General features: G+C 34.2%; 17 protein-coding genes. 5 read left to right on the plus strand and 12 right to left on the minus strand.

Going from position 1 to position 11,876, the window contains the following annotated elements:
- Positions 1 to 756, minus strand: a 756-nt coding sequence (locus AB4Y90_RS13225) for an NAD(P)H-hydrate epimerase (RefSeq protein ID WP_441558035.1), incomplete at its 3' end; no start/stop codon positions are given.
- Positions 757 to 880: 124 nt separating this feature from the next.
- On the opposite strand from AB4Y90_RS13225, the gene mscL reads away from it, so the two are divergent.
- A complete protein-coding gene (gene mscL / locus AB4Y90_RS13230; RefSeq protein ID WP_441558036.1) occupies positions 881 to 1,324 on the plus strand; it encodes a large conductance mechanosensitive channel protein MscL in 444 nt (147 codons plus the stop codon).
- Between the two features lie 76 nt (positions 1,325 to 1,400).
- Here mscL and AB4Y90_RS13235 read toward each other — a convergent pair whose 3' ends face one another.
- The gene (locus AB4Y90_RS13235) at positions 1,401 to 2,360 is read right to left on the minus strand and encodes a D-2-hydroxyacid dehydrogenase (protein ID WP_441558037.1); all 960 of its coding nucleotides are present in this window, start codon (positions 2,358 to 2,360) and stop codon (positions 1,401 to 1,403) included.
- A 97-nt stretch (positions 2,361 to 2,457) separates the two neighbouring features.
- Complete coding sequence (locus AB4Y90_RS13240; RefSeq protein ID WP_265429282.1) at positions 2,458 to 2,862, minus strand: LNS2 domain-containing protein; 405 nt, start codon at positions 2,860 to 2,862, stop codon at positions 2,458 to 2,460.
- 240 nt (positions 2,863 to 3,102) lie between these two features.
- On the opposite strand from AB4Y90_RS13240, the gene idi reads away from it, so the two are divergent.
- The 3 genes from idi (at position 3,103) to gcvT (ending at position 5,274) form a co-directional block, all read left to right on the plus strand.
- Entirely contained in the window at positions 3,103 to 3,612 is a 510-nt protein-coding gene (idi, locus tag AB4Y90_RS13245) for an isopentenyl-diphosphate Delta-isomerase (protein WP_441558038.1), read from the plus strand.
- An 8-nt stretch (positions 3,613 to 3,620) separates the two neighbouring features.
- Complete coding sequence (locus AB4Y90_RS13250; RefSeq protein WP_441558039.1) at positions 3,621 to 4,097, plus strand: hypothetical protein; 477 nt, start codon at positions 3,621 to 3,623, stop codon at positions 4,095 to 4,097.
- 100 nt (positions 4,098 to 4,197) lie between these two features.
- Complete coding sequence (gene gcvT / locus AB4Y90_RS13255; RefSeq protein ID WP_441558040.1) at positions 4,198 to 5,274, plus strand: glycine cleavage system aminomethyltransferase GcvT; 1,077 nt, start codon at positions 4,198 to 4,200, stop codon at positions 5,272 to 5,274.
- Between the two features lie 464 nt (positions 5,275 to 5,738).
- Here gcvT and AB4Y90_RS13260 read toward each other — a convergent pair whose 3' ends face one another.
- The gene (locus tag AB4Y90_RS13260) at positions 5,739 to 6,092 is read right to left on the minus strand and encodes an arsenate reductase family protein (RefSeq protein WP_441558041.1); all 354 of its coding nucleotides are present in this window, start codon (positions 6,090 to 6,092) and stop codon (positions 5,739 to 5,741) included.
- A 78-nt stretch (positions 6,093 to 6,170) separates the two neighbouring features.
- On the opposite strand from AB4Y90_RS13260, the gene AB4Y90_RS13265 reads away from it, so the two are divergent.
- On the plus strand, positions 6,171 to 6,638 hold the full coding sequence (locus tag AB4Y90_RS13265; protein ID WP_441558042.1) for an acyl-CoA thioesterase: 468 nt from the start codon (positions 6,171 to 6,173) through the stop codon (positions 6,636 to 6,638).
- 58 nt (positions 6,639 to 6,696) lie between these two features.
- On the opposite strand, the gene AB4Y90_RS13270 is transcribed toward AB4Y90_RS13265, so the two are convergent.
- The 8 genes from AB4Y90_RS13270 to AB4Y90_RS13305 all read right to left on the minus strand — a co-directional run.
- Positions 6,697 to 6,885 carry a hypothetical protein gene (locus tag AB4Y90_RS13270; RefSeq protein ID WP_441558043.1) on the minus strand — a complete coding sequence of 63 codons (189 nt, stop codon included), beginning with the start codon at positions 6,883 to 6,885 and terminating at the stop codon, positions 6,697 to 6,699.
- A 199-nt stretch (positions 6,886 to 7,084) separates the two neighbouring features.
- Complete coding sequence (locus AB4Y90_RS13275; protein ID WP_441558044.1) at positions 7,085 to 7,279, minus strand: hypothetical protein; 195 nt, start codon at positions 7,277 to 7,279, stop codon at positions 7,085 to 7,087.
- Between the two features lie 102 nt (positions 7,280 to 7,381).
- On the minus strand, positions 7,382 to 8,953 hold the full coding sequence (gene rny / locus AB4Y90_RS13280) for a ribonuclease Y (protein ID WP_441558045.1): 1,572 nt from the start codon (positions 8,951 to 8,953) through the stop codon (positions 7,382 to 7,384).
- A 222-nt stretch (positions 8,954 to 9,175) separates the two neighbouring features.
- Entirely contained in the window at positions 9,176 to 9,463 is a 288-nt protein-coding gene (locus AB4Y90_RS13285) for a cell division protein ZapA (protein ID WP_408087601.1), read from the minus strand.
- Positions 9,463 to 9,765, minus strand: coding sequence for a hypothetical protein (locus tag AB4Y90_RS13290; RefSeq protein ID WP_441558046.1), 303 nt, complete (start codon positions 9,763 to 9,765; stop codon positions 9,463 to 9,465). The genes AB4Y90_RS13285 and AB4Y90_RS13290 overlap by 1 nt, the downstream gene beginning before the upstream one ends.
- A 137-nt stretch (positions 9,766 to 9,902) precedes the next feature.
- On the minus strand, positions 9,903 to 10,685 hold the full coding sequence (gene porT, locus AB4Y90_RS13295) for a type IX secretion/gliding motility protein PorT/SprT (RefSeq protein WP_441558047.1): 783 nt from the start codon (positions 10,683 to 10,685) through the stop codon (positions 9,903 to 9,905).
- Positions 10,686 to 10,688: 3 nt separating this feature from the next.
- A complete protein-coding gene (gene ubiE / locus AB4Y90_RS13300; RefSeq protein ID WP_441558048.1) occupies positions 10,689 to 11,420 on the minus strand; it encodes a bifunctional demethylmenaquinone methyltransferase/2-methoxy-6-polyprenyl-1,4-benzoquinol methylase UbiE in 732 nt (243 codons plus the stop codon).
- 3 nt (positions 11,421 to 11,423) lie between these two features.
- A partial coding sequence (locus AB4Y90_RS13305; RefSeq protein WP_441558049.1) for a hypothetical protein occupies positions 11,424 to 11,876 on the minus strand: 453 nt, incomplete at its 5' end.

An 11,876-nucleotide genomic window follows, 5' to 3' on the forward strand; every position in this document is an offset into this window, starting at 1 on the left:
GCCCACAATAACCGATTTTCCATATGTTCCTTTATGAGCAAAATCTTGTCTTGGCTTAAAAACATTTTGAATAATTTCATCATCAATTACGAAATCTTCAGTTGTTGTATTTTCAATAAATTCTTTAGATAAACTGATGTCTAAAACAATCACTTTTCCTGTAAATTTTCCGGTTTCGGGATGAAGGAAAGCCTTTTTCCAGAACTGGAAAGTCAATGTATAATCTGCTTTAAATATTGTTGATTTTTCATCATTTATTTGATCGGCAAACATTCCAGACGGAATATCAACAGATATTTTAATACTGCTTTTTGAGTTTAAAATTTCAATCAGTTTTTTGAAAATCCCTTCCGGTTTTCTTGATAATCCGGTTCCGAAAAGTGCATCAATAATGATTGTTTTTTCAAAATTATATTTCTCTGTTTCATCGAAATCTTTTACAGAAATTCCTGAAATATCTTTTATCCTTTTATAATTAACCAAAGCATCTTCAGAAAAATTTACATGTGCTTTATTAATAAAAACATCCACGTCAAACCCCTTTAGATAAAGCATTCTCGCAATTGCAAGAGCGTCACCGCCGTTATTTCCGTTTCCGCAAAAGATGGCAAATTTTGTATGATGTTTACAGTTTGCCGAGATCCAGTCTGCACAGCTTAAAGCTGCCCTTTCCATTAAATTCACCGATGAAACCGGTTCATTCTGAATAGTATATTGATCAGCCAGCCTGATATTTTGCACATTAAAAATTTTCATCCTGATCGTTTTTCTTATTTAATTATATTTTTTTGATAATTTAAAGCAAAAAAACACCCAAACTTTTAAGATTTTATTATATTTAAATAATAATTTTATCTAAAACCAACTAAAAATATAAATTATGGGATTTGTTAAAGAATTTAAAGAATTTGCCATTAAAGGCAATGCTTTTGATCTGGCGGTCGGTGTGATCATCGGTGGTGCTTTCGGAAAAATTGTAACCAGTATGATTGATGATTTAATCATGCCTATCGTAGCTGCACTTGTGGGAAAACCAGACTTCAGCAGCATTTATTTCGCAATAGGAAAAGGTTCCGAAAATATTCCTGCGGGATCCACACTTGCAAAAGCTAAAGAACTTGCTCCGGACGCTGCCATTTTTGCGTACGGAAATTTCATTACGGTAGCTATTAATTTTCTGCTTCTTGCATTGGTAGTTTTCATGCTTGTAAAAACAATCAACAGAATGAGAAAAACAGAAGCTGAAACTCCAGCAGAACCGGCTGCACCAACAACTACAGAACAATTACTTTCTGAAATTCGTGATGAATTGAAAAAGAAATAATAAAAAATTTAATATAAAAAACAAATCCGCCGCAACTTTCAATTGCGGCGGATTTTTATCATAATAAAACAATATGTTACTGAATCTGCAAAATACTTGTAATCTGCTCTGCCAAAGACAACCCGATTCTGTCCTGCGCTTCTAATGTTGACGCACCTGTGTGCGGAGTTACAGAAATTTTAGAATGAGAAATAATCTCTTTTGAAGGAGTCGGCTCGTTGATGAAAACATCAAGACCTGCAAATCTCACTTTCCCTGAATCTAAAGCCTCAATTAAAGCAGTTTCATCAATCACACCACCTCTTGAACAGTTGACGATGGCAACACCGTTTTTCATCATTTCAAACTCATATTTACCGATCATATAACCGCTTTTCTGCGCGGGAACGTGAAGTGTAATGAAATCTGAATGTCTTAAAACCTGTTCCAAAGGTTCAGTTTCAATATCAACATTGATGAACTGATTGTTGTAAAAAGTTACTTTAATGCTCGCTTTCCCAACCATATTATCAGCAGCAATCACTCTCATTCCTAAACCTAAAGCGATCTTAGCAACTTCCTGACCGATTCTTCCCATACCGACAATTCCGATGGTTTTTCCTTTCAATTCAATACCTCCAGCGTAAGCTTTTTTAAGCGATGCAAACTCTGTATTTCCTACTAAAGGCATTTTCCTGTTGGAGTCCTGCAAAAATCTGGCTCCTGAAAAAAGGTGTGCAAAAACCAGTTCAGCAACCGATTTTGAAGAAGCAGAAGGTGTATTGATCACATGAATTCCTTTTTCTCTTGCATAATCTACATCAATATTATCCATTCCTACTCCACCTCTGCCGATGATTTCCAGTGACGGGCAATTATCGATAATATCTTTTCTTACCTGCGTCGCACTTCTCACCAAAACTGTACGAATCTTATGCTCGTTGATGTAATCTAAAAGCAGCTCCTGTGGAACTTTTGTTGTGATTACCTCAAAGCCTTTTTCAGTTAATGCATCAATCCCGGATTGATCTAAACCGTCGTTTGCTAAAACTTTCATAACTAACTTAATCTATTTTAAAATGTAAAAAGATTTAAAAATTAAAAGAATTTCAGGTTTTTCACCTTTCGTTTAATCTTTAAAACTTTTCTATGATTTAATCTTCTTTAAAAACTTCTATTGTAACCTGCTTCTCAATCAGATCGGTAAATTTGCCTTTGTATCTTGTAGCTCTTACCAAATGATTATCGATCCAGTGATAATTTCCGCCTCTTGGTTTGCCGCACAAAACGCTGTGGTATTTGAAACCGTGTTTGTCTAGCCAGTCTATGGTAATTTGTTTTAGATTTTCAGTTCTTGAAGTAAAAAAACAAATCTGATGACCTTCGTCGTACCATTTGTTGATGGTTTCCAGCGCATCCGGAAAAGGCTCGCAAGTTACCATTCTTTCCGGCTCTTCGTTGGGAACATCGTCTGTAATTGTTCCGTCGATATCGATCAGATAATTTTTAATTCCGTCTTTAAGGATCGGACTGATGTGCTCAATATAATCTAATTCCATCGTTCAAAATTTTAAAGCGCAAAGTTACACTTTATCATTCAAATGGTGATATCAATCTTAGTTTATGTTAAAATTTTAACACAAAATCAGGTTTTAAATTAACAAAACTTAATATTTTATTGCATTTTTCGTAAATAAGGATCATATTTTTCACATCCAAAAAAGCCAATATTTCATAAATAATTAAAAAAACTAAACATTTATTTTACAAAATCACGTTTTAAACTTAAATTTGTAGGAATGGAAGAATTGGTAGTTTTAGTAAATCCCGAAGATGAAGTTTTAGGTTTAATGGAAAAACAGCAGGCTCATATCAATGGTCTTCTTCATCGTGCTTTTTCAGTTTTTTTATTTAATGAAAACGGGGAAATGCTTTTGCAGAAAAGGGCTGCAGAAAAATACCATTCTCCTCAGCAATGGACAAATGCCGTTTGCTCGCATCCCAGAATTGAAGAATCTTACCTTGAAGGCGCAAAAAGAAGGCTGAATGAAGAGCTGGGAATTGATGCCGAACTTTCGGAAAAATTTCATTTTATCTACAAAGCGGATGTCGGAGGCGGACTTTGGGAGCACGAGCTTGATCATGTTTTTGTAGGAACTTATAATTCCGGTTTTAATCTCAATAAAGATGAAGTGGAAGAAGTGCGCTATATTTCACTGGAAAATTTAGATAAAGAAATCTCAGAAAATCCTGAGCAATTTACAGAATGGTTTAAGATTATTCTGGAAGAATATAAACATCATTTTTAAACACACTTATGAAAAAAACATTTTTTATTACCGCATTTTTGCTGAGCGTTTACTCTTTATCTCAAGATCTGGGCAAAGAGCTTTATGAAAGCGAAAATTACTCAATCTCAAAACCCGATACCTGGAAGGCAACCAATGATGACGGAATCGTCAACATCTTTCCTACCAACGAAATTGGCGCAATTACCATTTCGGAATATCATAATTTAGATTTGCCAAAAACAGATATAAAAAAATTTATCCTTGCTTTGTACAATTCTGCGGATGAAGAAAAGAAAGTAAAAAATACAGGTACAAAAAAAGGATATTCAGAATATCAGTATGAATATTTTGATGATAAAGAAAAACTGTTCTGGGTTACAAAATTGTATCAGAAAGATCAAAATATATTCCTTGTAAGCATCAATTGCCAGGAAAAACACTGGAACGGAAATTATATGAAAGTTTTTAACGAGGCTTTCGACAGTTTTAAAATTAAAAAATAAATACAGATTGTTGATGGTTTTTAGTTGACGGTTGATAGAATAGCGTTTCAAACTAAAAATTATCTCTACTATTTACTTAAAAATATATAATAAGATAAAAATGAAAAAAACAGCATTGTACGACAAACACGTTTCTTTGGGAGCGAAAATAGTACCTTTTGCAGGATTTGAAATGCCTGTACAATATTCCGGAGTAACGGAAGAGCACTTTGCCGTAAGAGAAAAAGCGGGATTATTTGATGTTTCTCACATGGGGCAGTTTTTCATCGAAGGAGCGGGAGCAAAAGATCTTTTGCAGTTTGTAACGACAAACAATGTAGATGTTTTAGAAAACGGAAAAGCGCAGTACTCTTGTCTTCCAAACGAAAACGGAGGAATTGTAGACGACCTTATCGTTTATAAAATGGAAGATGAAAAATATTTTGTGGTTGTAAATGCTTCAAACATTGATAAAGACTGGAATCACATTTCAAAATACAATACTTTCGGGGCGAAAATGACAAATGCCTCAGATGAAATGTCTTTATTGGCAGTTCAGGGACCAAAAGCAACAGAAATTCTTCAGAAATTAACAGAAACCAATCTTTCTGAAATCCCTTATTACAACTTTACAGTGGGTTCTGTTGCAGGAGTAAACGATGTGATTATTTCAAATACGGGTTACACAGGAAGCGGTGGTTTTGAGATTTATTTCAACAATGAATCTGCTGAAAAACTTTGGGATGCCATCATCGAAGCGGGTGCAGAAGAAGGAATAATTCCTTGCGGATTGGCTGCAAGAGACACTTTAAGACTTGAAAAAGGGTTCTGCCTTTACGGAAACGATATCGACGATACAACTTCTCCTATTGAAGCCGGATTGGGCTGGATTACAAAATTCGATAAAGATTTTGTGTCTAAAGATATTTTTGCAAAACAGAAAGAAGTAGGTGTTTCCAGAAAATTAGTTGGTTTTGAATTGACCGACAAAGGTGTTCCAAGACACGATTATCCTGTTGTAGATGCAGAAGGAAATGTAATTGGGAAAGTAACTTCAGGAACGCAGTCGCCAATGAAAAAAATCGGTTTGGGAATTGCGTATGTAGATAAGCCGCACTTCAAAATCGGTTCTGAAATCTTCATTCAGGTAAGAAACAAAAATATTCCTGCGAAAGTGGTAAAAATGCCATTTGTGTAATTGAATAATTTTAAAATATAGAAAAACCGCTTTATCAATTTTGATAAAGCGGTTATTTTTTAGAATTGTGTACTTTGTGATATTCTTGGTGAATCTTGTGGTTAATAAATCTAAACACTAAGGTCACAAAGGTTTTTCACAAGGTTCACAATGTACTTGCTAAGCTTTTATCAACTGTATTTTGTTCCACGCAGTCTGTTTGAGACTTCCGTCAATGTCGTTTTGTTCCCTGCAGTTTGTTTGGAACTTCATGCGATTGCATTTTATTTCCCGCAATCTGTTTGAGACTTCCGTCAATGTYGTTTTGTTTCCCGCAATTTGTTTGGAACAAAACAACTTTTACTTTTGTTCCAAACAAACTTTTTAAAATTCTACAGATTTTTTTCTATTAATCGCACAAAAAACCTGTGAGGTTTAAATTTATGTTACAAAAAGATATTAAAATTCGTTAATTCGTGGCAGACCTACTCCACTCCAAAGAATGCTTTCAAAGCTTCCACATTCTTTTTATCGTTTCCTACAAAAATCTCTTTGTCTGTCATAAAAACCGGACGTTTCAGAAAAGTATAATGATCTAAAATAAGCTCTTTAAAATCTGCTTCTTTCAAAGATTTTACGTCTAATCCTCTCAGCTTTATCTGAGTAGATTTTTTGCTGAATAATGCTTCGTAGGAATTGGTTTGCTTATACATTTCTTCAAGCTCTTCTTTTGTAATTGGCTCTTTTCTTATTTCTCTTTTTTCCCAATCTGATAAATCAAATTGTGCTAAAATTTTTCTACAGGTATCACAGGTATTAAGGTGAAAAACTTTCTTCATAAAATTAAATTTACCCCAAAAATAAGGTTAAATATAAAATTCTGAAAATTATTAAATATCTTTATTAAAATTAAAAATATGGATAACAAACCTGTTACTTTTCAGTTTATTTCTGAACCTTCAGACGTAAATTACGGCGGAAATGTACACGGCGGAAGCGTAATGAAATGGATCGATCAAGCCGGTTACGCATGCGCAACAACCTGGAGCGGAAATTATTCTGTAACCGTTTATGTTGGCGGAATCCGTTTCTACGAGCCTATTAAAATTGGTGAAATTGTAAAGGTAGAAGCACAGGTAATTTACACTGGTTCTTCGAGTATGCATATTGCAATTAATGTTTTCTCAAGAAATTTAAAACAACCTACTTTTGATAAAAAAACGCACTGCATCATTGTCTTTGTAGCCGTAGACGAAAACGGAAAAAAACTTCCCGTTCCAAAATGGATTCCTGAAACTGAAGAAGAAATACAACAGGAAAAATATGCAAAACGCCTGATGGAACTCAGAACCCAGATTGAAGACGAAATGAAACCTTTTTTGTGAAAAATTGATCATAAAAAATCTGCCTCAAAGTTGAGGCAGATTCAGTTTTTAAATATTTTTAGTCCTTACAATTATAAACTTGCGGACATCCCATATAAATTGAGCAATATTCCGGACCGGTTACGGCTCCTGTACAGCTGCATCCGCAAAGTGATAAATCTGGAGTTCCGCCTTTTGCTCCTCCAACAATATCTTTAAGAGCAGTTTTGTTTAATTTTTTAGCGTTTTTCAAAATGTTGTTTGTCATGTGATTTGATTTTAATTATACAATATAGTTTGATGATCTAATTTAAATAGAACGTAAAAAAAGTAATAAATATTATAAAATTTCAATTTAGATTATAAAAAAGAAACTAAATTTTACTAAAAACCTTCCAATTAATGAAAGGCATTTCTACTTATTTTACAAAAAATCAGCCTCAGTTTGGAGGCAGATTTAGTTAATATTAAACATATAAGTCATCACAAGTATACACTTGCGGACAACCGATGTATTCTACACAATATTTCGGGCCTGTAACAGCTCCTGAGCAACTGCATCCGCAAAGAGATAAATCAGGATTTCCTCCTTTAATTCCACCTACGATATTTTTAAGATCAGCCTGCTTTAGTTTTTTCGCATTTTTTAAAATGTTTTTCATGTGATTAGTTTTTTAAATTTAATAATATAGTTTGATAACCAAATTTAAATATTTTTTACAAATAAAACACACAATAAGACAAGTATTTTATTTAGTTCTTGATTATCTTGCGATATTTACAGTTCTGGTTTCTCTGATTACCGTTACTTTTACCTGTCCCGGATAAGTCAGTTCGTTCTGAATTTTTTCTGAGATATCGTAAGAAAGCTGAGAAGACATTTCGTCGTTTACTTTACCGCTTTCTACCATTACTCTCAATTCTCTACCTGCCTGAATTGCGTAAGCTGAAGAAACTCCGTCAAAGCTTAATGCTGCAGCTTCAAGGTCTTTTAATCTTTGAATGTAAGATTCCAAAACCTGTCTTCTTGCTCCCGGTCTTGCTCCTGAAATCGCATCGGCAACCTGAATGATCGGAGACAGTAAAGAAGTCATTTCTACTTCATCGTGGTGCGCTCCGATCGCATTGATCACTTCTGCATTTTCACCATATTTTTCAGCCCACTGCATTCCTAAAAGTGCGTGTGGAAGTTCAGATTCCTGCTCAGGAACTTTACCTATATCGTGTAAAAGACCTGCTCTTTTAGCTAATTTAACGTTTAATCCTAATTCTGCAGCCATTGTTGCAGCGATGTTGGCAACTTCTCTTGAGTGCTGTAAAAGGTTTTGTCCGTAAGAAGAACGGTATTTCATTCTACCAACAATTTTCACCAATTCAGGATGAAGACCGTGAATTCCTAAATCGATAATAGTTCTTTTACCAACCTCGATGATTTCTTCTTCAATCTGCTTTCTTGTTTTTTCTACAACTTCTTCGATTCTTGCCGGGTGAATTCTGCCATCTGTAACCAATCGGTGAAGTGATAACCTTGCAATCTCTCTTCTTACCGGGTCAAAACATGAAAGAAGAATAGCTTCAGGAGTATCATCAACGATGATTTCTACACCGGTAACTGCTTCCAAAGCACGGATATTTCTACCTTCCCTACCGATGATTCTACCTTTTACTTCATCAGATTCAATATTAAATACCGAAACTGAATTTTCAATTGCCTGTTCTGTGCCGATTCTCTGAATGGTCTGAATAACGATTTTTCTTGCCTCACTTTTTGCATTCAACTGAGCTTCTTCCATAATGCTCTGAACGTGCGCCTGAGCTCTGGTTTTAGCTTCAGCTCTCATGGTTTCTACCAATTCTGCTTTAGCTTCTTCTGCGGTATAGTTTGAAATTTTTTCAAGCATTTCAACTTTTTTGGCAGTTGCCTGATCAAGGTCGTGTTGCTTTTTCTCTAAAATTTCGTTTTTCTTGGCATAATCAGCAATTTGCTTGTCAAGATCTTTCTCTAACTTTCCTGCTTTGCTAAGCTCGTCATTCAGCTTATTTTCTTTATCTTTCGTTCTTTTTTCGGCATCCTGCATTTTCTTTTCGCGGGCCTGAATATCTGCATCGTGCTGTGACTTTAGTTCCAAGAATTTTTCTTTAGCCTGAAGATTTTTTTCTTTTTTTATGGATTCTGCCTGCACATTAGCTTTTTCTATTAAATTATCTKCATTTTTCTTTGCATCGTCTATAATAAATTTTGCCTTCGTATTCAGGGAGCTTTTAGAGAAAAACATCCCTGCTACTGCACCGATTACTAAGCAAATAACGCCTATAATAATAGCGGTTGTTGTCATATATATTGAGTTTTAATTGTCTTGTTAATTTAAAATAAAAAACCCACAGCAATCCAGTGATTTAGAGTAAACTCCTAATCTTCACGATTTGATCTGATTTCTTCTCTCTGTAATCTGCGTAATGCAGCACGCCATTGAAAAGACTTTCGAACATTAAATTGTTTAGCGTTGAGTTTACCTTAATGTGTTAGAATTACTGTAGGCAGTTTTTACGGAAAAATTCTATTTCCCTATATCATCCAGCGATTGATTAATTTTTGCTAATCTTTCGGTGGTTGATCTTATGTTTTTATCATGATTAAGAGCCACTACTTCTGCATTGGTTCCCAGTTTGAGGGCGCACATTGCCAAAGCATCCTGTTTATCTCTTACATCAAAATTCTGTTCAAAATCCTTAATCATATTTTCTATTTGCTTCCCTACTTTGCGCAGCGTTTCTTCTTCTGCTGCGGGTACGTTTAGCGGATATACTCTTCCTGCAATGTTGATGGTTATTCTCCTTACCTCCATTATAATCCACTATTTTGAAGCTGGGCAATACAAAAGTCTACTTCTTTTACCAATCGGTTGATATGGTTTTTCATAAGTCTGTTGTGCTCAGGATTTCCTGATATTGCCGAATACAATTTTATATTTTTCTGTTCTTCTACCAAGACCTGATTTTTCTTTCTTTCCTCATCATATTTCGCCTTCAGCTCAGCATGCTCTTTATTTAATTCTAAATATTTTTCAGATAAATTTTGATGGCTTTTCTGAAGACTCAAAATCTTTTTTTCTATTTCTGAAAAATTATTTTCTAATTCTTGAAGCATTTCAGGTTTATAAATTTTCTAACTATTAGCAAAAATAGGAAAATATTGGTATCGAAAAAAATAATAATCTCTATATTTTGACAAAAATAAAAAAGGAGATGCCAAGCAACTCCTTTTTATATTAATTTTATATTATATTATTCAAATTTCAAAACAAACATAATTGCTCTTGTCTGCAAAGTAGAAACCGCCGCAGACCAATAAGGAGGCGTTGTAGGATTATCTGCAACCATTTCGTTATTCATAAAGAATGTACCTCTGATCGCAGGAGTTAATTTAAACTTATTAAAATAGAACTGAATTCCCATTTCGGCAGACCATGCAAAATTGTGTGTTGTAGATCTGAAAACCTGTTGCAGGTTATCATCCTGAGAATCTGAATTTGACTGTAAATTAACAATATAATTTACACCGGCTGCAACATACGGTCTTGAATTGTACCATCTTTCACCGTGAAGCTCCAACATTACAGGAATATCAACTAAAGTAGATTTAATGTCTCTTACTCTGTCTTTTTCTGTTAAAGCAATAGGAATAAAAGGCGCATTGGTTAAACTTCCATCCTGATACATTGCATTACTATCTGTATTGAAAATCAGTTGTCTCTGAGCAAATTGCAAACCCGGCTCTACTCTCACATCTAAATAATCATTTAATCTGAATTTAGCAATAAGACCGGCTCCGAAGCTCTTGCTATCTTTTGAAGATACAAGATTATGATTCTCATACATTCCATATCTTGGGTTGAGCACAATTCTATAATCCAGTAAATTGCCATTCAGATAAAAACCCCAACTTACTTTTTTCTGGTCAAAGTCTTCCAACCTGTCCATCCTGTTACGGGTTCTAAATTGAGCATTTGCAACTGTTGCAAAACTTACTGAGGCTAAAACCAGAGCTTTTAATAGAAATTTATTCATAGGTTATTTTGTTGCTTTATAAATTGTGGCTATACCTAAACTTAATTTTTTGTATTCTACTTTTTTAAATCCTGTATCTAAAAGAATTTGTCTCATTTTTTCTCCAAACGGAAATGCATTTACAGAATCGGGAAGATAAGTATACGCCCTGTTATCTTTAGAAACCAGTCTGCCGATTGCCGGCAATATATTTTTGAAGTAAAACATATAAAACGGTCCTAAAAAACCCTCTACCTTTGAAAATTCAAGAATATAAACACTTTTATTTTCTTTAACTACTCTTCTCAGCTCTGATAAACCTTTGGTAAGGTTCTCAAAATTTCTCACTCCAAAAGCAACGGAAACTGCATCAAATCTATTGTCCTCGAAAGGTAAATTTTCTGCATCGCCCTTTTGCATGGAAATTTTGCCGTCTAAATTAAGTTTTTTTATTTTAATAACGCCAACATTTAACATTTGTTGCGACAAATCTAATCCTACTACTTTTGCACCGGTTCCTTTTTCTACCGCAATGGCAAGATCTCCGGTTCCTGTAGCGACATCCAGCGTTTCTTTGGGATTGTCATGATTCATCCATTTTACCAGTTTATTTCTCCACAATACATCTATTTTCATAGACAAAACGTGGTTTAATAAATCGTATTTAGGTGCAATATTGTCGAACATATCCTCTACCTGACTCTTTTTACTCGATTCAGAATTGTAGGGTGTTACTTGGTTGATATCTTTTGTCAAAACTTAAAACTTATAGTATTCTTTATAATAATTAAGATAATCCTGCTTGCGGAAAATCTTCGATCTTGATTCAACTTTCTGAATATTCTTGATGAGCTGATCGTAATCTTCATCTACATTATAATAAAAATCTTCGGTGTAGAGTTTATTAAAATGTTTAGCTCCGCCATAATATTGCTTTCCGTCAATCATGGTTTTATCCAGTGCCAAAAGTAATGAATCTTTTTTAAGATTGTACCCATAATATTGATMATTAATGTAATAATCTTTATGGGCGATATTTAAAAGACCACGAATTTTATTTACATCAAAAGCAGAATCATAAAGCATTTTCTTATTCTGATCAAAAACTTTTATAGAATTTTTTCCTTTTTTTAAATCTACCTGTACAGACTGCCCTGCCGAAATGATTCCTTCAGAGCCGTTATTTATTTTAAAATAGTAGGTATTGGGAGT

Origin of the sequence: Chryseobacterium sp. 2TAF14, from assembly GCF_052115105.1 — a bacterium.
Taxonomy (GTDB): Bacteria; Bacteroidota; Bacteroidia; order Flavobacteriales; family Weeksellaceae; genus Chryseobacterium.

Coding starts and splice junctions, on each gene's coding strand:
- mscL (WP_441558036.1), top strand. CDS start 881: ATGGGATTTGTTAAAGAATTTAAAGAATTTGCCATTAAAGGCAATGCT.
- AB4Y90_RS13235 (WP_441558037.1), bottom strand. CDS start 2,360: ATGAAAGTTTTAGCAAACGACGGTTTAGATCAATCCGGGATTGATGCA.
- AB4Y90_RS13240 (WP_265429282.1), bottom strand. CDS start 2,862: ATGGAATTAGATTATATTGAGCACATCAGTCCGATCCTTAAAGACGGA.
- idi (WP_441558038.1), top strand. CDS start 3,103: ATGGAAGAATTGGTAGTTTTAGTAAATCCCGAAGATGAAGTTTTAGGT.
- AB4Y90_RS13250 (WP_441558039.1), top strand. CDS start 3,621: ATGAAAAAAACATTTTTTATTACCGCATTTTTGCTGAGCGTTTACTCT.
- gcvT (WP_441558040.1), top strand. CDS start 4,198: ATGAAAAAAACAGCATTGTACGACAAACACGTTTCTTTGGGAGCGAAA.
- AB4Y90_RS13260 (WP_441558041.1), bottom strand. CDS start 6,092: ATGAAGAAAGTTTTTCACCTTAATACCTGTGATACCTGTAGAAAAATT.
- AB4Y90_RS13265 (WP_441558042.1), top strand. CDS start 6,171: ATGGATAACAAACCTGTTACTTTTCAGTTTATTTCTGAACCTTCAGAC.
- AB4Y90_RS13270 (WP_441558043.1), bottom strand. CDS start 6,885: ATGACAAACAACATTTTGAAAAACGCTAAAAAATTAAACAAAACTGCT.
- AB4Y90_RS13275 (WP_441558044.1), bottom strand. CDS start 7,279: ATGAAAAACATTTTAAAAAATGCGAAAAAACTAAAGCAGGCTGATCTT.
- AB4Y90_RS13285 (WP_408087601.1), bottom strand. CDS start 9,463: ATGGAGGTAAGGAGAATAACCATCAACATTGCAGGAAGAGTATATCCG.
- AB4Y90_RS13290 (WP_441558046.1), bottom strand. CDS start 9,765: ATGCTTCAAGAATTAGAAAATAATTTTTCAGAAATAGAAAAAAAGATT.
- porT (WP_441558047.1), bottom strand. CDS start 10,685: ATGAATAAATTTCTATTAAAAGCTCTGGTTTTAGCCTCAGTAAGTTTT.